This window comes from Streptomyces sp. NBC_00461 (assembly GCF_036013935.1).
Taxonomy (GTDB): Bacteria; Actinomycetota; Actinomycetes; order Streptomycetales; family Streptomycetaceae; genus Streptomyces.
The window spans coordinates 4,854,375-4,874,905 of sequence record NZ_CP107902.1 but is presented as its reverse complement, the minus strand read 5'-3'; the positions used below and the strand labels follow the sequence as shown (position 1 = coordinate 4,874,905).

Genomic DNA, 20,531 nt, shown 5'->3' with positions numbered 1-20,531 from the left:
CGACTCCTTCTCGCGGTGCTCTCTGAGGGGCGCTACTTCCGCTACTGCCGCTACCTCGCAGGTCAGGGGCCTGTTTGAGGTAGCGGGAAGGGGTAGCGGTAGCGGATGGGTAGCGGTGGGGTAGCGGGTTCGGATGCCGGTTCCCGCTACCCCGTTGCCGCTGGTCAGGCCACGTTTTCCGTGCCGGGTAGCGGAGGTAGCGGACTTTCCGGGGGTGGGGGGCAGTAGCGGGCCCACGCGTCCCAGAGATCGGCGGCGTAGTAGCCCTTGAGGACGCTTCCTGCGGTCTTGATGTTGCGGGAGGCGATGGGTTCGTTGTCGGCCGTCATGTATTCGGCGAGCATTTTCGACAGGCGCCGGTTGTCGAGCGGTTTGCCCTGGAGGTCGGCCCAGGGGGCGTCGTCGAGGGCGTTGAGGCGGTCGAGGATGGCGACGGTGGGCAGGCGGTCGATGCCGACCATGACGTGGTCACGCAGGTCGGTCAGCAGCCGAACTCCGAGGCTGCCCTTGTCGTTGGCCTTGGACGCGGTCACGAGGGTGACGCAGGCCTCGCGTGCTCGCTCGGGCCAGTCGCCGCCGGCGGCGTCGGCGATGGCGAGCAGGGGTTCCCACACGTCGGCCGGGCGGTCGCTGACGCCGTCGGGCATGTCCGGCCAGGCCCCCATGACGAAGCCCCGGGCGTGTTCGGCCCATTGGGCGAGCCGGTCACGCAGCGCGTGTCCCTCCGCCTCGTGGAGGCGGGCCCGGAAGGATTCGATGGATTCGTTTCGGGCCCGCCGGCGCATGCGGATGATGATGGAGCGGGTCATGATCGTGTCGGGCAGGTTGCCGAGTCCGGCGACCGCGACGCCGCAGTACGAGGGGAAGGCCTGAACGGTTTGGTTGCCGCCGTCGCCGATGCACCGGTAGGTGACCCCGGTACGGCGGTGACCGGCGTTGAGGAACCCGCGCAGCTCCTCGTTGTCGCCCGCCTTCGGCCCGAACACCGTGTCAATCTCGTCGAACAGGATCGTCGGCCGCCCGTTCGGGTTGGACACGGACCGGAACAGAGCGGCGGCGGACGCGTTGACGGCCGTCATCGGATCCGGGACGAGGGTTTCCACGATCTCCAGCGCCCGCGACTTCCCCGACCCCGGCTCCGGCGACAGGAACGCCAACCGAGGTGTGGAGTCGAAGCAGTCGAGCAAGTGGGCGTGCGCATCCCACAACGTCACGGCGACGTAGGCGGCTTCGTGAGGGAAGACGTTGAAGCGGCGGTGGAAGGCTTCCACCTCGTCGAGCAGCGCGGCCCCGTCGATGGTGTCGGTCATGCGGCGGCCCTCCCTTCCTGGGGAGTGCGGAGCGGGCAGGCATCACGGTGACCTGTGTGGGCTGCGATCAGGGCCAGCACCCGCTTGTGGCCAACGGCGCTGCGATCCCACCCGCACAAGCACTTCGAGGTGGCCGTCGGGGTCGCGCCGCGCGGGGCGCAGATGGACAACCACGCCACGGGGTACCGGCCGTCACCACGGCGCGGCTCAGGGCGAACAGCAGTGGGGACGCCTTCGGCGACCTCCTTTCGGTCGCCCGTGGCCGGACGCGGTGCGCCCGGTTCGGCGGCGCGCGGGCCGGCCGGGGTGCCGATGATGCTCTTCAGGGAGGGGCGGGAGGGTGTGTTCATGCCGCATCCCGCCTGCTCTGGTTGTGGGCGATGGACCAGTTGAGGGCGCTGCGGAGGGTGGAGCGGCACTCGGACGCGGACAGTCCAGCGGCCTCGCCTGCCTCCTGAAGAGCCTGCTCAACCACGCTCCTGGGGAGGTCGCCCCACGCGACGAAGCGACCGAGGGCGCGCGCTGCCCGGAACAACGCGGCTTCCCGCGCCCCGGGTTGGGCCGATGCGATGTTCCGCGTCTCACTGGTGAGTGCTACATCCGCATATCGGCGTGATTGACCCGCTAAGGCCATTGGAGGCGCCTGAGGCGCCCTGGGGGCCGGTTCGAGGATGCTTTGCAGCCACGCGGGCAGAGGGGCCACCAGAGGGCTGCTCAGCGCTTCGTAGGCTCCGGTGGGGGTAAGGCTGCCGGCGGCGACGACGTATCCGCCCCATGCGCGGGTGTCGACCAACTCGCCGATGGTTCCTGCTGTGTTGGCGAGCCGGACACGGTCCGGGGCGGTGAAGTACAGGTGCTCACCGCCGCTCGCGGTCCGCGTCCGGTAGGTGTCGGGGACGGCGTCTCCGGCGCGCTGGCAGAGCGCCCCGAAGGTTGCCGCGCCGCTAGGCGCGTCCGAACTGCTCTTGTCCTTGGGAATGTCGAGGTCGACCACGACCAGCCCGGAGGGGCCGGTGGCGATGCCGACGTTGAACGGGGCCCGGGACCAGGCTGCTTGGATGCGGTCCGGATCCGTGGTGGCGCGCTGTTCCCACTTCAGGTGGCCGTTCGCGCATCCGTCGGTGCCGGTGCAGGCCTGCTCGCCGTGCAGGGCGGGCCGCTTGGTGCCAGGCCGGAGAGGGAAGACGTGCCAGCCGCGTTGAGCGGCGTCGAGCGCTGAATGCAGCAGCGCGGAACGGGCGTCATGGGTCATGCTGGAGGTCTCCAGTTCCTTGACGGGTTCTGGCTGGCAAGGGCGGTCCCGGATCTTTGGCGAGGTACGGGGGCCGCCCTTGGCGTGGCTACTGCTGGTTGTTGGTCTTGGCCCACACGCCGGTGGTCCGGCTGTGGACGTTGCGCCGGTCTTGGTAGACGGGACCCTCGTAGTGGTGGTGGACGTCGGGGGCGGGCTTGGCTCGCTTGGCGAGTCGTGCGAGGGCGAGCACGAAGGTGGTGGGGGCGCCGAACACGAGGCCGCAGACCACGGGGTCGGCGTACTGCGAGACGTACATGAGCACGGCGGCCGTGAGCCCGATCATGGACACGGTTGCCCCGCCGGTCAGCATGAGGACGCTCGCGTCGGTGGCGCCCTGGCTCATCGGCGGCCGTCCGGGCTGAGCAACCGGCGGGGCACTGCCACGGGCGGGGACCGGGGTGTCGTCGCGGTAGGCCGTCGGCGTCTCGGACACGGGCCGGTAGGCGTCGGCGATGATCCGGCGGGCCTCGGCGGTCGCCTCGTCCTCGGTCATCGCGGTGTCCGGCCGGACCGTGCTGGGGGCGTTCTCGGCGTGCATGCGGAATCCCTTCGAAATGTGGGTCAGGGAGGCGGGGACACCCCCTGTCGGGGGCGTTGTGGAGGGGGGTTCGGGGGTCTGACCTGGGGTGCCTCCCTGCCTCCCTGAACGATCATTCGTGCAGGTCAGGGCCAGGGAGGCGGGGCAGGGAGGGGTTCAGGGAGTTCTCCCTGCCTCCCTGCCCCGACGCGGGTTGCCTCCCTGTCACTGGGAGGCGGAAGCGGAACCCTCGGAGTCGCGTTCGGCGAGGGCGCGCAGGACGCGTTCGCGGCCGACGCGCATGCGGCCGTCGGACTTGTAGGGCTCGGCGCCGGTGCCGTCCAGGACGCGCTTGAGGTCGAGGAACGACCAGGAGCCGTAGGCGTCCTCGTTCAGCGCGGCGAGCCGCTTGAGGACGTCCTGGGTGAACAGCCACTTGGCGTCTCCGAGCAGGTTCGCGATGTCGGCGAGCGGGTCGCGCTGCTCGCCCCGCTCGATGACGCGCAGGGTGGTCACCCCGCTGCGCAGGGCCTTGGCCCGGTCGGCGATGGCCTTGGCGGGGTCGTCGTCGATGAAGTGGGTGCGCACCGTGATGGACGACTGGCCCTTGGGCATGTCGATGCCGTCCGAGGCGACGACCAGGGTTCCCTTGTCCAGGCCCTGGCGCAGCATGTGCGGGGCGGCGCCGTCCTCGACTGCCTTGTCGCCGAGTGCCATCTTGGCTTGCGACTCGGAGCCCAGTACGAGCGAGGCGCGGGTGTGGGCGCCCTCGCGGACCAGCTTGGGCAGGTTCTGGTCGGTGGGGTCCTGGGTGCCCTGCCACAGCAGCACGTCGACGGCACGGCCCTGGTTGTGGATCGTCCGGGCGGCCATGAAGTACCGCGAGGTGGCCTTGGAGCCGCCGTAGGGGCGCTTCTGGTCGTCGACGGCCGGGCACATGAACGCCTTCTGCGCCTCGTCCACCAGCACGATCAGCGGCGGGAAGACCGCGCTGGGGTCGTTCTTGCGGACCTCGATCCGGCGGTTCATCTCTGTCACCGCGTCCTCGACCATCTCGGTCGCCTGGATGCAGTGGTCATCGGAGGGACCCTCGATCAGCACGTCCGCGATGCCGTAGAGCATGGACCAGTCGCCCACGCCCTTGAGGTCGGCAACCCAGAACTGCACCGACCGGTCCAGCGCGAGCCACAGGACGAGGGAGCGCAGGGCGGCGGTCTTGCCCTGGTTGGAGCGGCCGGTGATGAGCAGGTGACGCTGATACACGCTCAGCTCGGCTCCGTCGCCGCGCAGGTCCCGACCCCACGGCGCCTTACCGGTCTTGTAGTTCGCGGTCATGGTCTCGTCCGTGACCAGCGGGGAGGGCCCGATCGGCTCGTCCAGCGCGCCGGAGTCGGCGATCCACAGCCGCACGGTGCGGGCCGCTTGCGGGATGGTGATGTACACCTCGTGCTCGTGCCGGGTGAGGTTCTCCGCCAGCTTGCGGCGGCGCTGCTGCACCTCGTTCGTGGAGACACCGGAGGGGAGGGTGACGTCGACCTCGACGCCGCATCCGGCGATCGTGATCGGTCCGAGCATGGAGGCGCCGGCGTCGCCCATCTCCTTGATGGCGTTGCGCAGCGCGGGCACCCCCAGGTCGCGCAGGGCCTTGACGACGATGGACGGGGTGATCGGCTCACCCTCGCTGCTGCGGACGTTGGCCGGCATGACCCACGCGGGGGCGGCCTGCTGCTTGCTGCCCACCGCCCACAGCGCGAGCAGCGCCAACAGTGGGCCGATCGTGAGGGCCGGACCCCACACGACCTGCACGATCCGGATCAGCAGGCCGATGAACTCGATCGTGGCCGCAAGGGGGGTGATGACGTCGGTGATGTCGTGGTTGTTGATGGCCATCACGACCCCGAGCGCGACCAGCACACCGACGCTCATACCGGCCCCGACTCCGACGCCCTTGGCCACGTCCACGGGCGAGTGGAGCAGGTCCATACGGCGGCGGTGACGGGCCTCGCGGAAGCGCTGCAACCGCTCCTCCCACTCCTCGGCGACCTCGTAGTTCCCGGCAGCCTCAGCCGCGCGCAGCATGCGTTCGTAGCGGGCGCCGGTCTTGCCATCCCAGGTGCGGCGGGCCACGATCCGGCCCCCGTTGACGGTGTAGAGGCCGTGGCGGGCCACCGCGCGGGCGGTGGTGCGGGTGCGCTCGTGGGTGACGGCCGTCTTGATGGCGCGGCCGGAGCGCACCCACAGCGGCACGATCGGCACCGGCACGGGGTCGGGGACCACGGTCAGTGTGGTCACGGCCGCCTCCTCGGCAGCCGGTTCGGGGTTCTTGTGCAGGTGAACGACGTTCTCGGACATGCTGGAGGTGCTCCTGACTGCCCTGATCAGGGCGGGAGTTGAGAAGGGCAGGGGTGTGCTTAGGGCGCGGTGGGGGTGGTTGTCACCACCAGCGGGATTCCTTCTTGGGCACGAGGTAGGGGTGGCCGTTGTTCATGTGGTCCACGCACTGCGGGCAGTCCTCACGCGGGCCAAGGCGCCGGTGGATGCTGCGGTCATGGGCGTGCTGCCAGCACTGCGGGCACTGGCCGGCAGGCGTGTTCGTGCTGGCCATGGTCACCACCACCCCGAGGACTTCTTGGCGGCCTTGTCCTTGGCGGCGTCGTTGACGATGTGCTGCCTCTCGCTCTGCAGGGCGCTCAGTTCGGCGGTCAGCCGGATCAGCACGCTGTTCCAGACGCTTTCCGCGGCGCGTTCGGCGCGGCCGGTGCTCTTGCCGCGGGCTACGCGGTAGGAGCCGCCGACCATGGCGCGGGCGACCTTGCGCCGCTCCTCGCCGCTCAGCGGCCACATCTCCTCGTTCTGCACCGCCGCCAACTTGCGCTGTGTCAGCTGGATTTCGTGGTCCAGGCGGCGGGTGTTGGGCTTACCCATGGTCACGCACTCCTCAAGGCGTCGGAGTTGTCGGGGAAGGCGCAGGTCACGCACATGCCGAGCGAGGTGGGGATGGTGTATCCGGCATCGCGGCGGCACTCGGGGCAGGTACGGCGGGCGGTGTTGGCCTTGGCCAGAGCCGCCCACCGTGCCGGCGTCATCGGGCGGATGGGTTTGGCCTGGTCGATGCGGTAGAGGTAAGCGACCAGCGGCGGGCGGTGCCGGCGGGGCCGTTCGAGCTGCGCGGCCACCTGTTGACCACCGGGGCGCAGATCACGCGCCCGAAGTTGTCGGCGGGTGGCGTAGCCGTCCGGGGCCAGGCGCCACCGGAACACCGGCAGCGCCCCCATCACGGCGTCCCGACCGCAGCGGCGCGCTCGGCGAGCAGCGTGTCCCGCAACATCCTGGCGTTGGCGGGTGAGGTGTGGATCGCGCGGCGGATGCCCTCGGCGGTGACCTTCGCGTCCGGCCATCCGGCCGTCGCCTTGCGTGCCTCGTCGAGCAGCTGTTCCGGGGTGCGCTTGGGCCGGGGCGATCGGGCCGCCTCGGGAACCCGACCGGTCACCCCACGCGGCGTAGTCGATCCCGCCGCCACGCTCCCCCGGACCGGTGCGGCGATCGGTGCCGGGATCGGGCCCGGAATCGCGGGCATCGACTTGAGCGGAAGAATCGGCTTACCCGCATCGACCGCGACCGGATCCGGCACGGCCAGCCGGGTGAGCGTCACGGCCGGGGCCGGGGTCGATTCCCCCAGCTCAGCCGTAGACCGTTTCCTTGCGGTCTCGGTTGATTCCTCCGCATTTGCGATCGGGGCGGGTGCGGGATTCTCCGTGCCGAACATCGACCCGAGTGCGGCATCGGCTCCGGCGGTGACGCGGTCGCGCTGGACGTCCAGCAGCCTCGATCCGAGGGCCACGTCGCCGACGCCGACCTTGCGGGCCAGACGCCACGACTTGCGCTCCGACCACCACTTGACCCGATCGCTGGGGTGGTGGGCGGCGCGGGCGCGGTGGTAGGCGAGGGCCTGCACGATGTCGGCGGTGCGTCGCTCGTTCTCCGCATCGCGGCCGTCGGTGTGCACCACGATCCGGCGGGCGAGGAACGCCATGCCCTCCGCCGATACGGACATGCCCATCGGGGTCAGGGCGTAGATGACGGTCCGGCCCGGATCAGGCGCCGCCATCGCACCCATGGCGGACGCGGCGGCCGGCAGTGCCCACAGCCCCATGCGCACGATGCGCGGGGAGGACTGGCCCAGCATGGTCAGCCCGAGCAGGACCAGGGCGAGCACGGCGGTGGCGCCCTCACCGGCACCAAGCGCCCCGAGCGCGGTGCCCTTGCCGTAGGCGCGGCCGATGTTGCTGTAGGTGCCGATACCGCCGATCACGCCCGTGGCGAGCATCGGCACGAACGCGGCCGTCAACACACCCTTCTGAGCCTTCGTCAGCTCGGTGCGGTTCATGCCGCGCCTCCGGCGGCGGCGGTGGCGTCCTGGTTGGCGAGCGTGCGGCGGGCGGTGAGCAGGCGGCGCCGTGCGCGGCGGATGCGCTGGGCGTCCAGCTCGCTCGGGGTGCGGTCCAGGGTGATGATCTGCGCGTCGAGCAAGTCGACGTCCGCCAGGATCAGCGGCATCTCCCGCTCGATCGCGTCCAGCTCGGCATCCGTCGGCTCCATGAAGTCGGCGAACGCGGTAACAGCTTCCTGAACAGTGACGATGTGGCTCATTGGGTCGTGGTCTCCCTGCTAGGTGGAAACGGCCCGAACAGCGCCCCCGGAGTTACAGCTCCGGGGGCGCGCGCCGTTGAAGGTGGAAGCCGCGCTCAGGGCGCGGTGTGCGGTCAGAGTCGGAGGGCTAGGAACTCACTACTTCTTGCCGCTCTCCTTGCCGCCCGTGCTCTTGCCCTTGCTCGGGCCGCCGATCGTGATCCCGCCCGTGATCTTCTTGCCGGATACCTCGGTCTTCTTCCCGCCGACGGTCCCGCCGCCGATGGTGATGCCGCCCTTGAAAATCGCCATGGGGTTCCTCCTGCTTGCTGGTGAGTCGGTGGGTGAGCGGGGTCAGACCGCTGTGATGAGGAGGGCGGCGACCAGCAGCCACAGGTGGTGGAAGGACTGGTCAAGCGCGTAGGCGCCGGTGCCGATGTGCGGGTTGTCGTCGTGGCCGGCGCGCGGGGTGCCGAGCCGGTAGAACTCGCCCTTGCCGGTCACCTTGGCCAGCCATGCGAGCGTGCTGCGACGGTCGGCCCACCAGTGCGTGAGGGCGTCGATGCCGAGACCGGCGAGGATGCCGAGCACGGACAGGCGCAGGTCCAGCAGCCACACGACCGGCAGCAGGACGGCGAGCTTGGTGAGCGTCAGGGTGGCGACGTGCCGGGCGTCGGCGAGACGGCCGGTCCAGCCGGGGCGGCCCTTGTGCGCGGACTGGTGGGAGGTCTGCACCCAGTGGTCGCCCACACTGTGGGCGACGTACAGGGCGACGAACACGGCGGCGAAGGTGGCGGCGGTCACGGCGGTCACCGGCTCTCGTCGCGGGCCTGGACCAGCTGAATGGCCATGCGCGGGAAGTCGGCGACGATCTCGAAGTGCGCGAACGTCACGCCGTAGGTCTCTACCGCCTGAAGCATGCCGTGCAGGATCGCGGCGGCGTCGGCCGTCTGAGCGGCGGTCGGCTGGTGACCGGGGGCGAACTGTGCGGCGGCCTGCGCGATGCGGTGCCCGATGTGGTTCAGGTCGTTCTGATTCACGCTTCCACTCCTTGGCAGCAGTCGGGACGGAGCCCGGAAGCGGGTGAGCACCCCGACAGGGGCGGTCACCACGCCGGAAAGTCCGGTGGTTGGAATCCGGCTCCCCTCAGCGCTGCTCGTACGAGACGAGCAGCGGAGGCAACCGGCCGCAGCCGTTGAGCTGCGAGGTTGATGCGCGGCAGAGCCGTGCGGTCCGCCTTTTCGACTCGGGGAGGCGGGGCCCACCTATGCAGTTCTCAAGCAACGACCAGCGCGGGGCTCCTAGTTGTGGCGAGCCATCCCGATCCGGAACCGCTCCACGCAGTGGAGGAACGGCGTTGCATTTACAGACTGGACCGGTGGACCGGTCCAGTCAAGCCCTGAAAAGTGAGGCGCCCGGAGCCGACTAAAGTTTTCGCAGGTCAAAGCACATGACGAGCCATCAAAAAAGCTGGACCGGAGGACCGGTCCAGCTCGATTTGAGGCCTTCTACATGGCGTAGGTGTCCACCTGCTCGAAAAGTGAGGACGGTGTGACGCCTTCCTCGCAGACCAGCGGACGGCCGTCCTCGTCGTGTGCCGTGTGGAGGAGCACGGCTACCGCAGTGCTTGCCGCTACCTGCAAGCGGTCCGCCTCCGTGTCCGTCGCGAGGCGCACGGTGGTGATATCTACTCCCTCGACTGGGAACCGACCAGTCTGCCGACGGACGTACCGTGTCGTGCCCTCGGCGATGGGAGCACTGTCGGCGAGGCGAGGCGCTGCCTCTGCGATCTCTGGAGGGAACCATGCCTCCACGGCGCTATTCGGGGTTCCGTCGGGGAGCTGGAGGACGCGAATGCGTCGCAGTGCCTGCACTCCGGGGGAGATCCCAAGGGCATTGGCGACGCGTGTGGGAGGTTCTGCCCAGTCGGGCGTACCGATGCGCAGGAACGGCATTCCGCCCAAGATGCGCGCCGATCCGGCTCGGCGGGCGCCGGCAGGGCGCGCTACTGGCGTCTCAGTGACGACGAAACCGGTGCCCTGCTTGGCCACCACCACGCCATCGTTGCGAAGCACGTCCACAGCTTTGATGGCGGTGGCTCGCGACACGTCCCACTGCTCGGCAAGGTCGCGGCCGGACGGGATGGTGTCGCCAGGGGCGAACTCACCAGCGGCGATGCGGGCGCGCAGAGACTCGGCGATCTCTTCGTACTTCAGAATGGCCATGGCTTCCCCTACTCCGCGCGCTGGACTGGTCCACCGGTACACAGGATACTGCGACCATGTCGAATCTCGAATTGGCTCCCTCCGTGATGCGGTTCTACGGCGAGACAGTGAACGAGGACAGCCGCCTGCGTAGGTCGGCAGACGGACGTATGGAGTTGGTCAGGACTCAAGAGCTTCTCCGACGCTTCTTGCCCCCCACACCGGCGCGTGTGCTTGACGTGGGGGGAGGGACCGGGATTCACGCTGAATGGCTTGTGAGGGACGGCTACGAAGTGACGCTGGTAGACCCCGTCCCCCGTCATGTTGAGAGTGCGGCGGACGTGTGCTCGGCGATCGTGGGAGACGCCCGTGACCTGCGCGAGCCAGACGACAGTTTCGACGTTGTACAGCTCCTTGGGCCGCTGTACCACCTGCCTGACCCCGATGATCGGTGTAAGGCGCTGGAAGAGGCCCACCGTGTGGTGAAGCCGGGCGGATTGGTCGCGGCGGCGGCGATCAACCGTTACGCGTCGCTCTTTGAGCACGTCGCATACGCCCACCTGCACACCGAACGGATTCGTGACTCCGTCTCCCAGATTCTTGAGACGGCCGTCTATGACGGTGTACGTGGGTTCACCCTGTCCTACTTCCACCGGGCTGAGGAGCTGGTGGCGGAGTTGGTGGCCGCCGGGCTGACGGACGTACAGGTCTTCGGAATCGAAGGCCCCGCATGGTCGCTCGTAAAGGCAGCCGAGCAGCAGCCGGGTGAGGGGCCCACGGACGAGCTGATTGCCTCCGCCATGGAGGCGGCGCGCATGGCAGAGCCGTACCCGGAATTGCTTGCTGCCAGTTCGCATCTACTGGCCGTGGGCAGGGCTCCCAGCACGGGCGCGTGACGCGCATCGCGCCATCTCTGCGGCCATCCTCTGGCCAGGATGAGCCAGAGGATGCAACGTCGAACACAGAAGTCCCAGGTCACGGCCCATTCGCTCGCGAGAAACCGGGCGGTCTTGAAAACCGTCGTGGCAGCGATGTCACCGTGGGTTCAAATCCCACCGCCTCCGCGCAGGTCGTAGACGTAGCAGGTCAGAAGGGGTGTCTCTCGCTAAGAGGCACCCCTTTTACGTTCACCCCGTCTCACTCATTCTCGCCCGTATCCCACCTCTGACCAGTGCGTATGGGCCATCTGTGGGCCAAAGTCAGGGCTGTTCTCCCTCGTCCAGCGCCTGAGCGATCAGGTTGTTGGAGTGTTGCTGCCCACCCTTAAGGATCTTCGCGTAGAAGCGGTACAGCACGGCGATGCTGTGGCCGGCCCGCGCTGCGACCTCTGCAGGGTCCACCCCTGACTTGATCCAAAGTGATACTCCGGCATGCCGCAGGGAGTACGGCACCGCCGCGAGCCCGGACTTGAGTTCCTGGCGGGTGAGCACGGCTTTCCGAGCACCTTCCCAGATGTCGCAGTACTCGGTGGACGCCACTCGTCCACCTCGTGCCGCCCGGAACAACCGGCCGTCATCGGCAGTGCCAAAGCGCGAAATGTGCTCACGGAGTAGATGCACCAAAACGGGCGGGATGGGCACAGCCCGTGTAGCGCCGCGCTTACGGCGCTTGAGCCCACGCGTGTCGTACGACGCGCCATCGTTCGTCCAGCCGCCGCCGACCTCTGGTCGGCTCTCACCAAGCAGCAGCTCGCCCCAGTCTTTGACGGCTTCAGGCGATGCTGGCGGCAAAGTGCAATCTGACTCTTTGAGGGCGACGATCTCACCAGGCCGCATGGCCGCGTAGTAGAGGCACCCAAAGAAAGCGTGCAGGTGTTTGCCGCGAGGCCCGGAATCACGGACCGCTCCTAGCAAGGCTCGTGCCACGTCCGGGCCCGGTACGTACCGAAAGTCGATCTCGTCTTCGCTCTCGGGCGGCGTCCAGTCCACGCGCGGTAGAGGGTTAGCGGTGAGCAGCCCCTTCTCCTCGACTGTGTAGCGCAGCACGTTGCTCAGCACCATTCGCTTGCGTCGAACGGTGTTCTCTGCCGCTCGCGCTCCGTCCATCCGGAGCGAGAGCGCTTCCAGGGCAGGGCGTAGAAGGGTTGGGTCCTCCAAATCCTTGACCTTGATTGAGTGGGCTGCAACCCACTCCAGTGCTGCGCTGATCTCGGGTGGTGGCTCTTCCACGGTGTATCGCGGCATCCAGACCGCCTCAGGATTGCGCACTGCTCGGAAGGCCCACTGATACAGCGCGGCGCGTAGCACCACCTCGTTGGGCGCCCCGCGCCGGCTGGTGACGAGCATGGGAGTCACGACAGCGAGCGCTTCCGCGATGCTCGCCCGGTGCTTGGCGGCGGCTTGCGGCCACTTCATCAGCACGTAGTTAGTGACGTGCTCGTACCAAGATGGCGAGGTGCGCGCCAGCAACTCGGCTGCGGGGAGTCCTGTTTCCTCGTCGAACTGCTGGTGATCGCGGAGAGCCGTCATCAACTCTGCGCGCCGTCCGTCTGCCTGCGGCTTGAGCTTGAAGCTGCGGGAATGAGGGCGGTCACCGACCCTCCAACGAAGCTCCCACGGTTTCGGACGGCCAGCCCGCTTGCGGATGGACCAAATGTCGACGTCGTACGTGAGCATGTCTCTCCAGGGAAGAGGAGGGGCCCGCGCTCAGCGCGGGCCCCTCGTGTCTCGGCTGTGCCGGGAGGTGGTCAGGCGGCAGCGTCTTCGATGGACGACCACCACGCGTCGAGGTCGGCACGGCGGCAGCGAATCTGACCGTTGGGGAGCTTGATGAGCTTCGGGGCCTTACCTCGGGCGCGCATGCGATAGAAGGCGGCGCGGCTCATGTCGATCTCTTCCAGGACTTCGGGGAGCTTGAGCATCTTCGGGCGGACCATCGTTGCGACTCCTCGTCTCGGGGCTTCTGGGGAATCCGCAACATCCGCCACGCCGCAACATTGCTGGTCAGCGGCTTGAATCTGTGGCGGATGCCGTTTCTGTTGCGGATAGGTGCCGCCACGCGGACGCGCAGCGGCACCTTCGGTTGCGACTGGTCAGCCGGCGATGCGGAGTTGGCGTGTGTCGGTTTCCGCGGACATGTGGCGGCTCTCGGAAGGGGTATCCGCCACAGATTCACCCTCGTTGACCTGCGATGTTGCGGACGTTGCGGATGTTGCGGACTTCTGGGCGTCCGGGGGGCAGTAGCGCATCCACGCGTCGGCGAGGTCTTCCGCGTAGTAGCCCTTCGGCGTCGTGGCCCCGACCCGGATTCCTCGGGGCTTGATGGGGGTGGTGTCGGGGCGCACGTACTGGCTCAGGAGCTTGGACAGTCCGCGCGCGGTGAGCGGCTTGGCGCTCTGTCCGTCCTCGCTCATGTCGGACCAGGGGGCGTCATCCAAACCGAGGAGGACTTCGAGGATGGCCGCGGTCGGCATCCGGTCCACTCCGCAGAACACCTTGTCGCGCAGATCGGTCAACAGACGAACCCCGAGGGAGGCTTGGTCGCCCGCGGACGCGGCCTTGATGAGCGCCGTGCATGCTTCGCGGGCGCGCTTGGGCCAGTGCCCTCCGGCCGCGTCGGCAACCGCGAGGAGGGGCTCCCACACGTCGGCCGGCCGGTCGGAGACCCCTTCGGGCATCTCCGGCCACGCTTCGGCGACCTGATCGTGCAGGGTGGCGGTCCAGTCCGCGAGCCGGTCCCGCAGGACGTGGCCCTGCTTTTCGTGGATGCGGCGCCGGTAGGGCTCGCACTTCTCGTTGGGCGCCTTCTTGCGCATGCGGACGATGACCGAGCGGGTCAGGATCGTGTCGGGGAGGGAGCCGAGGCCGGCCATGGCGACCGCGCAGAACGACGGGAGGAAGGCTGCCTTCTGATCGGAGCCTTCACCGATGCAGCGCAGGGACTTGGCGCCGCGCCGGTAGCCGGAGTTGAGGAACCCGCGGACTTCCTCGTTGCCCCCTGCTTTGGGTCCGAACACGGTGTCGATCTCGTCGAAGAGGAGCGTGGGGGTGCCCTCATCTGCGGAGACGAGCCGGAACAGGGCGTTGGCGGAGGCGTTGACGGTGGTCGCAGCGCGCGGGGTGAGGGTTTCGATGATCTCCAGGGCGCGGGACTTCCCGGAGCCGGGTTCGGGGCTGAGGAAGGCGATGCGGGCGGTGCCGTCGAGCGCGTCCATCAGGTGGGCGTGGGCGTCCCACAAGGCGACGGCGACGTAGGCGTGTTCGGTGGGGAAGACGTTGAAGCGGCGGTGGAAGGCTTCCACCTCGTCGAGCAGCGCGGCTCCGTCAATGGGGGTGTTGGACCTGGTCATGCGGCGTTCCTCCCTTCGGAGTTACGTGTCGAGCGCGAGGTGCGGTGAGCCGGGGGGAAGGGCTGAATGGACGCCCTTCGGGCGGCCTTCCTTCGGCCGCCTACGCCCGCCGTGATGCGGGCGTGCGGGGCGTCCTGCGGCCCGTTCGGGGCGGGGATGGGGCAATCCAGGCGGGGGGAGTGGGTGGTGGTCACGCGGCCTCCCGCGGTGTGGCGTTGGCGAGGATCCACTCCATGGCGCTGCGGATCGTCGTGCGGCACTCGGCAGCCGACAGTCCCGTCGACTCCCCCGCCGCCTGGATTGCCTCTTCCACCGTGTGCCGGGAGATGTGGCCCCAGGCCACGAACCGGGCCACCTTGCACGCGCTCTTGTGCAGCGTGGCGTTGCGCCCGTTCGGTCCACCCTCCGATGCGGCCCGGACGACCGCGCACTCCCGCTCCAACGCGGTGCGCGCGGCCTTGGTGCCGTCCCGAACCGGCGCAAGCGCGGGCGGTTCGGCCGATTTCGCCGGTTCGGTGAGAAGGGCAGCCAGCCAGGCGGGCAGCAGGGCGACCGGGGCCGCTTCTGCCACCGCATAGGCGCCCTGCGGTGTGGTGCTGCCAGCGGCGACGATGTAGCCGCCCCAGGCACGGGTGTCGATGTGCGGGGCGAGCCGCTTCACGCTGCACTTCAACGTCATCCCGCGCGGGGCTGTGAAGTACAGATGGCGTCCCCCGCTGGGGGTCCGCACCTGGTACGTGTACGGATAGGGCTCGTCGGCGCGCTCGCAGAGCGCCTTGAACGAAGTGGCGCCGTCAGGCGCTCCTTCTGGCTCTTCCTCCTTCGGCACGTCCAGATCGACCACGAGCAGGCCAGCCGGTCCAGTCGCGATCCCGACGTTGTACGGGAGGTTCGCCCACGCCGCATGGATCAGGTCGGGGTCGGTCGTGGCGCGCTGCTCGGGCGTGCGATGCCCCCGGGCGCAGCGTCCGGTGCCGGGGCAGGACCGTTCTGGGTGTCCGGCGGGGCGCTTGGCGTTGGGGTGCAGGGGGATGACGGGCCAGGCGCGCTCAGCGGACAGCAGGGCGGCGGCGAGTAGGTGCAGAGTTTCCAGGGCCACGGTCGGGGGCGGTGCGGCGGGGGCTCGCCGGATGTCGGTGGGTTGGGTCATGCTGGAGACCTCCACAGGTCTGTAGTGGGCAGGTGGACAAGGGCGGCCCCGGGTTCTTTGGCGAGATGCGCGGGGGCCGCCCTTGGCGTAGCTAGAACGGCGGTTCGTTGCCCGGTTCCGCCGGGTTGCCTGCGGTGTTCCAGGGGTCGCCGGCCGGACCGTTCTGGGTGGCGCGCTTGGCGTTGATGCTCACGGTGGTGAAGCGGACGGAGGCGCCGATGTCGTCGACTTCGACGGCGAGCATGGAGCGCTTCTCGCCCTGGTCGGTCGTCCAGTCGTGCTGCCGCATCCGACCTGACGCGACTACGCGGGAACCCTTCTTCAAGCTCTCGGCGATGTGCTCGGCGAGGGTGCGCCAGGCGGCGCACCGGTAGAAGGCGGTGGTGCCGTCCTTCCACTGATTGGCGGTGCGGTCGAAGCTGCGCGGGGTGACGGCGATGGTGAACTTCGCCAGAGCCGCTCCGCCCTCGGTGAACTTCAACTCCGGCTCGTCGGTCAGGTTGCCGACCAGGGTCACGGGGGTCTCTCCGAACGACATGCTGTCTCCTAGGTGGTGGTCAGGCGGCGTTGAGCAGGGGTTGTTGCCAGGCGGGTATGGATGCGATGACGCGAGTGCGCCAGTTGAGGGCGTACTCCAAGCAGTTGGCGCAGTTCTTGTGCGTGTGGCCGGGCAGTGCCGGGCGGTAGCGGGCGTGGGAGCTCCAGGCCGCGGAATCCGCGGAGGCGAGCAGGTGGCCGACGCGTTCCAGGCCGAGGATTTTGAAGCCGAAGCCGTGCAGCTTGAAGCCGTGGGCGGCCATCGCGGTGACGATCGCGGCGCCCTGTCGAGTGGACTGCAAGCGGCACACGGAGCCGAGCCCGACGACCGGTTCGGCTCGCAGGTCGACGCCCGCCTTTTCGTACAGCTCCACGCACCGCTCGTAGGCCGGCACGTTGTCGCCTTGGATGACGGGGGCGATGCGCAGGTCGGGGGCGAGGGAGCGTAGTTCGAGGAAGTTTTGAACGGTGCGGCGCTGGTGTTCTTCCACGCTGAGGTGGGTGCCGACGAAGTACTGTCCGCCGAACCAGCCGCCGTTGATGATGGCGTCCTCGCACATCCAGTCTTGCGGTGCGGCCCAGTCGTAGGTGCCGACGTGTTCCCAGATGCGGCGCAGATCCTGCACGTACTGGCGGGGCGGCCTGGTGAAGGTGCCGTTGTCCTTGAGATCCATGAAGCCGCCGGAGTCAACGGCGTAGGGGCCCTGGGCTTCGTCCCACTTGATGGCACGGTCCCAGTGCTCGGACTTCAAGAACAGCGGCACATCGGTGAGACGCAGCCAGTGCCGCTTGTGGGTGGTCAGATAGAAACGCAAGAAGCCTCCTGGCATGGTCACTTGGAGTGGGCGAGTTTGAGGGTGATGCCGTTGGCTCCGAAGGGTCCGGCGGAACCGCGTCCGCGGGCCGTATGCGTGCTGCTCGGGCCAGGCGTGTGTGCGGCTGGCGCGGGTGTGCTGTGGCCCGGGCGCGGAGTCTCCGGCTGGGGCGTTCCGTCCTGGTGGGTGCCGATGTACAAGCCGATGAGCAGTCCGGCGATAGCGAGGACTTTGTGCCGGTTGGCCTTCCACCAGGTGGGGGCCGGAGGCTCGGTGAGCACACCTATGACGGTCGGGGCTTTCGCCAAAACGGGGTCTCCTTCGCGGGTGGGGTAGCGGGTGAGGCCGGACGGCCTGGCCCGTCCTCGCCCACCGCGCAGGGCGGGTGGTCGAGGACTAGCCGGAGCGCCCGGAAGCGAGCACGTGTGAGGGCCCGCACCCCTGGGGGTGCGGGCCCTCGGCAGCAGCGGAGCGTGCGTCAGAGATCGGAAGGGAGCTTTTCTCCGGTCTCTGCGTCGTAGGCGATCCCGGTCGGGGACAGGCGGACTGTCCGGGAGGTGGCTCGGGAGCCTCCCTTCCAGGTGCGTCCGCCGACCGCGACGTGGACCGTCACGTCGGCGAGGGGGTCGGTCACCGGGAGCTTGATCTCGGGGTCCTTGGGGAACCAGCCGTTTTCCCGGATGCTGCTGGCGGTCTTGCTGGCCCCGTCGATCCGCAGGTACCTGGCGTTCTTGTCGAAGTACGAGCGCAGTTCGACGATGACGTTGTCCCTGTCCGTGGTCCACTGCGCCACGACGTCGGCTTTGACGCCGTCGAGGGTGAGTGCCGCGCCCGAGCGGCCCTTGTAGGCGGCGGCTTTCTGCTGGCGTTCCTGGGTGTGGTGTTCGTTCTGGGCGTTCGTCCACACGCCAGCAGCAGCGATCGACAGTCCTGCGACCGCGGCGACGTAGGGCCAGGTGCGCCGGCGCGCCCGCTCGGGTTGTTCGTTGTCCAGTGCCGGTGCGAGGGCGGGCGGTTGGGGCACGCTGTGCCATGCCGGAGACGTGCTGTCGTCGCTCTTCTCGAACCATGCGCGGTCGTCGTTGCCCATGCTGGCGACGGTAGCGCGCAGCTGCATCGCCTGTCCGGGGTCCCCGCGCAGATCCGCTACCTGCGCTCGGGTCTCCAACCAGGCAAGAGCCTGGGGGGAGTTGAGGCCGTAGGTAGTGATGTCCTCGCGCTCGTAGACGGCGGCCAGCTCAGCGGCTTCGCCGAACCGGCCTTCCATCGCGGCTTGGAGGACGCTCTCGTGCCGGGCGAGGTCGAAGTGCCCGGCCACGCCGTCGATGACGTTCGGCGGGAGCGTCTTCCAGTCCCAGGTGCCGTCAGCTGTCGTGAACGGCGCGTACAGGTCCTCGCTCGGGTCGACGTCGACGCCGGTCCCCTCGCTGGGGTCTGTGACAGGCTCCGCCAAGGCGACAGTGGTGTCCTGTTCGACGGCCAGGGGCTGCTGTGCGATGCGGCGTCGTGCCGAGGTGTCGGTGAGCGCGGCTTCCTCGTCACTGAGGACGGTCTGGACGATGTCGACGTAGTCGGGTCCGACCTTCCAGACGGCCTGTCCCGGATCGAGTGTGGGGATCCTGTCGACTGCCCAGGCGGGCAGTCCGAGCAGGGTGCCGACGATGGCGGCCTCTTCCGGGTTCAGGCGTCCGACGTGGGCGATCTCGCAGAGCCGGGCCAGGTCGCGGGCCTTGCCCTCACCCAGGTCGGACAGGGTGTGCATGAGCACGTCCAGCGACAGCCCGGCCTTCCGGCTGTTCTTCAGCAGCCGCTGGATCAGTTCGCTGGTCGCCGGGGAGAGCAGGATCTGCCATGCCTCCTCCAGCACCAGGTGCTTGTGCACGGCGCTCGACTGGCGCAGCCACACGTGCTCTGCCCAGCAGCTGACCGCGGCCATCAGCGACGGGATCGCCGGGGAGTTGCGGTCCAGGTGGGAGAAGTCGAAGGAGATGATCGGCAAGTCCGTCTCCGGCAGGCTCGCACCCTGGCCGTCGAACAGACCCCGCAGGGAGCCTTCGGTGTAGCGGGAGAGGCCGATCGCGGCGCCCTCGCCCCACTCGGTCAGCTTGGCGGCCGGCCAGCGGCCGTCTTCCGGGCTGACTAGAGCGTCCACCAGGCCGTTGAGCGAGGTCGCCTTCGGGTGGTTCAGCGCGTGCTGCAGGGCGTGGGCGGCCTGGTGGGTGAGAGCGCCGGGCTCGACCGCCAGGATCAGCGACCGGACCAGCTGTTCCCGCACCTCGGGCGGGAACAGCTCGCTGACCGGGTTGAGAGTGAAGGCGCCGGCCTCGATGACCCGGCCGCCTAGGGAGCGCACCAGCGGTGCCCACTCTCCGCTGTTGTCCTCGCCGAAGCTGTCGATGACGACGGCCTGGTGGCCGTGATCGAGGATCTCGCGGCGGGTCCGCGCCTTGGCGGTGGTGCTCTTGCCGGAGCCGAGCCCGCCCAGGGCAAGGGAGTTGGTCGACGGCAGCAGCGCGGCCGACGTCTGGACGGGCGAGAGGTGGAAGGGCCGTCCGTCCAGCAGGGAGCGGCCGATCGCGATGCCGGGGAAGGCCGTGTTGGAGGCGACCAGCGGCGCCGTGATCGCGGCGTGGGTGGTGGGCAGTCGAATCACAGGATCGCCCCTTTCCGGGTGGAGGCTCCGTGCGGGGTGGTCATCACGTGCGCGCGGTGCTGCTGGCCGGCAAGCCAGTCCAGCCGGATGCGGTGCCGGTCCGCTGCAAGGGAGGCCTGCCAGCGGGCCTCGGTGACGCTCTCCGGGCTGTCGTCAAACACCGTCAGGTAGGCGTCCAGGTCGACAAGGGTGGCGCCCTGGACGAGCGCACCGTGTGTCGTCCCGCTGGCCATGTCGTGCGTGTCCTGCTTGACCTTGTCGGCGGTGAAGGCGTCACTCGCGGCGCTCTGCCACTTCGCGTACCGGCGGGACAGCCCCGCCGGCAGCGGCCGGTACAAAACAGCAAGGGACCGATCGGTGCCAGGCCCTAGCAGGAGCTTGGGCATGAGGTCGCCGTCCGTCTCCCCCGGCCACGCGGTGATCCGGGCGGTCGCCGCGTAACGGCCGTCGTCCAAACCCACCCAGGCAGAGCCGCGTTCGGTCACGGCGGGCAGTGGCTCCGGGTTGACGGGGGCCAGAGCTCCGAGGGCGGCGAACTCACCGTGCAGACTGTCGAGGACCCGGGCAGGGTGGCTGATCAGTCCCTTGGGGACGTGGACGGTGATCGTCTGGGTGTGGTCGGTGTAGTCGCGGGCGGTGGTGTGGTGGGTGACGTGGACCTGGACGCCCGCGGTGCGGGCCTGCCCGCCGGCAAATACCAACGCGCGGGCGAACGCGTCATGGAACGCGGCCCGGCGCTGCGGGTCTTGCATGGTGCCGTGCTCCGGGTACAGCGCCCATGTCGTGGTCGTGCCCGGGGGTGCGGCGATGCTGTCGGGCATGCCGCGTTCGCGCAGGTGCCGGTAGCCGACTGTTGCCCACCGGGCCAACGAGCGCGGCCCCGGCGCGAGATTCAACACCGCCGCGGTGGCGCCTACGGCGCCGAACGTCCATACGGGCGGCGGGGTGAGCATCGCCGACATGAGTACGGCGCTCCCGAGCCCGGCGTTCGCCTTGGTCAGCAGGGTTTCGGCGCGGCTGAGTCCGCGCTGCAGGGCGGGGATGCGGTAGCCGGGGGTCAGGGAGTACACGGGAGCAACCTCCTGAAGTCTGGGTGAGCGCGCCTGACCCCGGCGCCGCTCCCTCCTGCCGGAT

Annotated in this window: 23 protein-coding genes; 1 reads left to right on the top strand and 22 read right to left on the bottom strand. The window is 69.0% G+C overall.

What is annotated here, in order from left to right; all coding sequences use genetic code 11:
* Positions 1-164: 164 nt before the first annotated feature.
* The 13 genes from OG870_RS22890 to OG870_RS22830 all read right to left on the bottom strand — a co-directional run bounded on the left by OG870_RS22890 (position 165) and on the right by OG870_RS22830 (position 9,975).
* Positions 165-1,310, bottom strand: a complete 1,146-nt coding sequence (locus OG870_RS22890) for a DUF3631 domain-containing protein (RefSeq protein ID WP_266839455.1) — start codon at positions 1,308-1,310, stop codon at positions 165-167.
* Positions 1,311-1,656: 346 nt separating this feature from the next.
* Positions 1,657-2,562, bottom strand: coding sequence for a bifunctional DNA primase/polymerase (locus OG870_RS22885; protein WP_327691361.1), 906 nt, complete (start codon positions 2,560-2,562; stop codon positions 1,657-1,659).
* An 88-nt stretch (positions 2,563-2,650) separates the two neighbouring features.
* Entirely contained in the window at positions 2,651-3,142 is a 492-nt protein-coding gene (locus OG870_RS22880; RefSeq protein WP_266839460.1) for a hypothetical protein, read from the bottom strand.
* A gap of 204 nt (positions 3,143-3,346) precedes the next feature.
* Positions 3,347-5,473 (bottom strand): FtsK/SpoIIIE domain-containing protein, encoded by a 2,127-nt coding sequence (locus OG870_RS22875; protein ID WP_327691360.1) that lies wholly within the window; start codon positions 5,471-5,473, stop codon positions 3,347-3,349.
* Positions 5,474-5,555: 82 nt separating this feature from the next.
* Positions 5,556-5,726, bottom strand: coding sequence for a pRL2-8 (locus OG870_RS22870; protein ID WP_266839463.1), 171 nt, complete (start codon positions 5,724-5,726; stop codon positions 5,556-5,558).
* A gap of 2 nt (positions 5,727-5,728) precedes the next feature.
* The gene (locus OG870_RS22865) at positions 5,729-6,046 is read right to left on the bottom strand and encodes a hypothetical protein (RefSeq protein ID WP_266839465.1); all 318 of its coding nucleotides are present in this window, start codon (positions 6,044-6,046) and stop codon (positions 5,729-5,731) included.
* A 2-nt stretch (positions 6,047-6,048) separates the two neighbouring features.
* Positions 6,049-6,396 carry an RRQRL motif-containing zinc-binding protein gene (locus tag OG870_RS22860; RefSeq protein ID WP_266839467.1) on the bottom strand — a complete coding sequence of 116 codons (348 nt, stop codon included), beginning with the start codon at positions 6,394-6,396 and terminating at the stop codon, positions 6,049-6,051.
* Positions 6,396-7,508 (bottom strand): conjugal transfer protein, encoded by a 1,113-nt coding sequence (locus OG870_RS22855; protein ID WP_266839469.1) that lies wholly within the window; start codon positions 7,506-7,508, stop codon positions 6,396-6,398. Before OG870_RS22855 ends, OG870_RS22860 begins: the two co-directional genes overlap by 1 nt.
* Entirely contained in the window at positions 7,505-7,771 is a 267-nt protein-coding gene (locus tag OG870_RS22850) for a DUF6284 family protein (RefSeq protein ID WP_266839471.1), read from the bottom strand. The genes OG870_RS22855 and OG870_RS22850 overlap by 4 nt, the downstream gene beginning before the upstream one ends.
* A gap of 138 nt (positions 7,772-7,909) precedes the next feature.
* Positions 7,910-8,062 carry a hypothetical protein gene (locus tag OG870_RS22845; protein ID WP_266839473.1) on the bottom strand — a complete coding sequence of 51 codons (153 nt, stop codon included), beginning with the start codon at positions 8,060-8,062 and terminating at the stop codon, positions 7,910-7,912.
* Positions 8,063-8,104: 42 nt separating this feature from the next.
* Positions 8,105-8,554, bottom strand: a complete 450-nt coding sequence (locus tag OG870_RS22840) for a DUF3307 domain-containing protein (RefSeq protein ID WP_266842127.1) — start codon at positions 8,552-8,554, stop codon at positions 8,105-8,107.
* A 5-nt stretch (positions 8,555-8,559) separates the two neighbouring features.
* Complete coding sequence (locus OG870_RS22835; protein WP_266839475.1) at positions 8,560-8,790, bottom strand: hypothetical protein; 231 nt, start codon at positions 8,788-8,790, stop codon at positions 8,560-8,562.
* Positions 8,791-9,258: 468 nt separating this feature from the next.
* Complete coding sequence (locus OG870_RS22830) at positions 9,259-9,975, bottom strand: GntR family transcriptional regulator (RefSeq protein ID WP_327691358.1); 717 nt, start codon at positions 9,973-9,975, stop codon at positions 9,259-9,261.
* Between the two features lie 56 nt (positions 9,976-10,031).
* On the opposite strand from OG870_RS22830, the gene OG870_RS22825 reads away from it, so the two are divergent.
* The gene (locus OG870_RS22825; RefSeq protein ID WP_266839479.1) at positions 10,032-10,850 is read left to right on the top strand and encodes a class I SAM-dependent methyltransferase; all 819 of its coding nucleotides are present in this window, start codon (positions 10,032-10,034) and stop codon (positions 10,848-10,850) included.
* A gap of 303 nt (positions 10,851-11,153) precedes the next feature.
* Here OG870_RS22825 and OG870_RS22820 read toward each other — a convergent pair whose 3' ends face one another.
* From OG870_RS22820 to OG870_RS22780, 9 genes are all read right to left on the bottom strand, one after another.
* Entirely contained in the window at positions 11,154-12,569 is a 1,416-nt protein-coding gene (locus OG870_RS22820) for a tyrosine-type recombinase/integrase (protein ID WP_327691357.1), read from the bottom strand.
* A gap of 71 nt (positions 12,570-12,640) precedes the next feature.
* Complete coding sequence (locus tag OG870_RS22815) at positions 12,641-12,829, bottom strand: helix-turn-helix transcriptional regulator (protein ID WP_327691356.1); 189 nt, start codon at positions 12,827-12,829, stop codon at positions 12,641-12,643.
* A 156-nt stretch (positions 12,830-12,985) separates the two neighbouring features.
* Positions 12,986-14,242, bottom strand: coding sequence for a DUF3631 domain-containing protein (locus OG870_RS22810; RefSeq protein WP_327691355.1), 1,257 nt, complete (start codon positions 14,240-14,242; stop codon positions 12,986-12,988).
* A gap of 190 nt (positions 14,243-14,432) precedes the next feature.
* Positions 14,433-15,392: a bifunctional DNA primase/polymerase gene (locus tag OG870_RS22805; protein ID WP_327691354.1), complete on the bottom strand. Its 960-nt coding sequence runs from the start codon at positions 15,390-15,392 to the stop codon at positions 14,433-14,435.
* A 91-nt stretch (positions 15,393-15,483) separates the two neighbouring features.
* On the bottom strand, positions 15,484-15,930 hold the full coding sequence (gene ssb, locus OG870_RS22800; RefSeq protein WP_327691353.1) for a single-stranded DNA-binding protein: 447 nt from the start codon (positions 15,928-15,930) through the stop codon (positions 15,484-15,486).
* A gap of 19 nt (positions 15,931-15,949) precedes the next feature.
* Complete coding sequence (locus OG870_RS22795) at positions 15,950-16,744, bottom strand: deazapurine DNA modification protein DpdA family protein (RefSeq protein WP_327691352.1); 795 nt, start codon at positions 16,742-16,744, stop codon at positions 15,950-15,952.
* A gap of 17 nt (positions 16,745-16,761) precedes the next feature.
* Entirely contained in the window at positions 16,762-17,052 is a 291-nt protein-coding gene (locus OG870_RS22790; protein ID WP_327691351.1) for a hypothetical protein, read from the bottom strand.
* Positions 17,053-17,222: 170 nt separating this feature from the next.
* Complete coding sequence (locus OG870_RS22785; RefSeq protein ID WP_327691350.1) at positions 17,223-19,397, bottom strand: hypothetical protein; 2,175 nt, start codon at positions 19,395-19,397, stop codon at positions 17,223-17,225.
* On the bottom strand, positions 19,394-20,467 hold the full coding sequence (locus OG870_RS22780; RefSeq protein WP_327691349.1) for a hypothetical protein: 1,074 nt from the start codon (positions 20,465-20,467) through the stop codon (positions 19,394-19,396). The genes OG870_RS22785 and OG870_RS22780 overlap by 4 nt, the downstream gene beginning before the upstream one ends.
* Positions 20,468-20,531 lie beyond the last annotated feature (64 nt).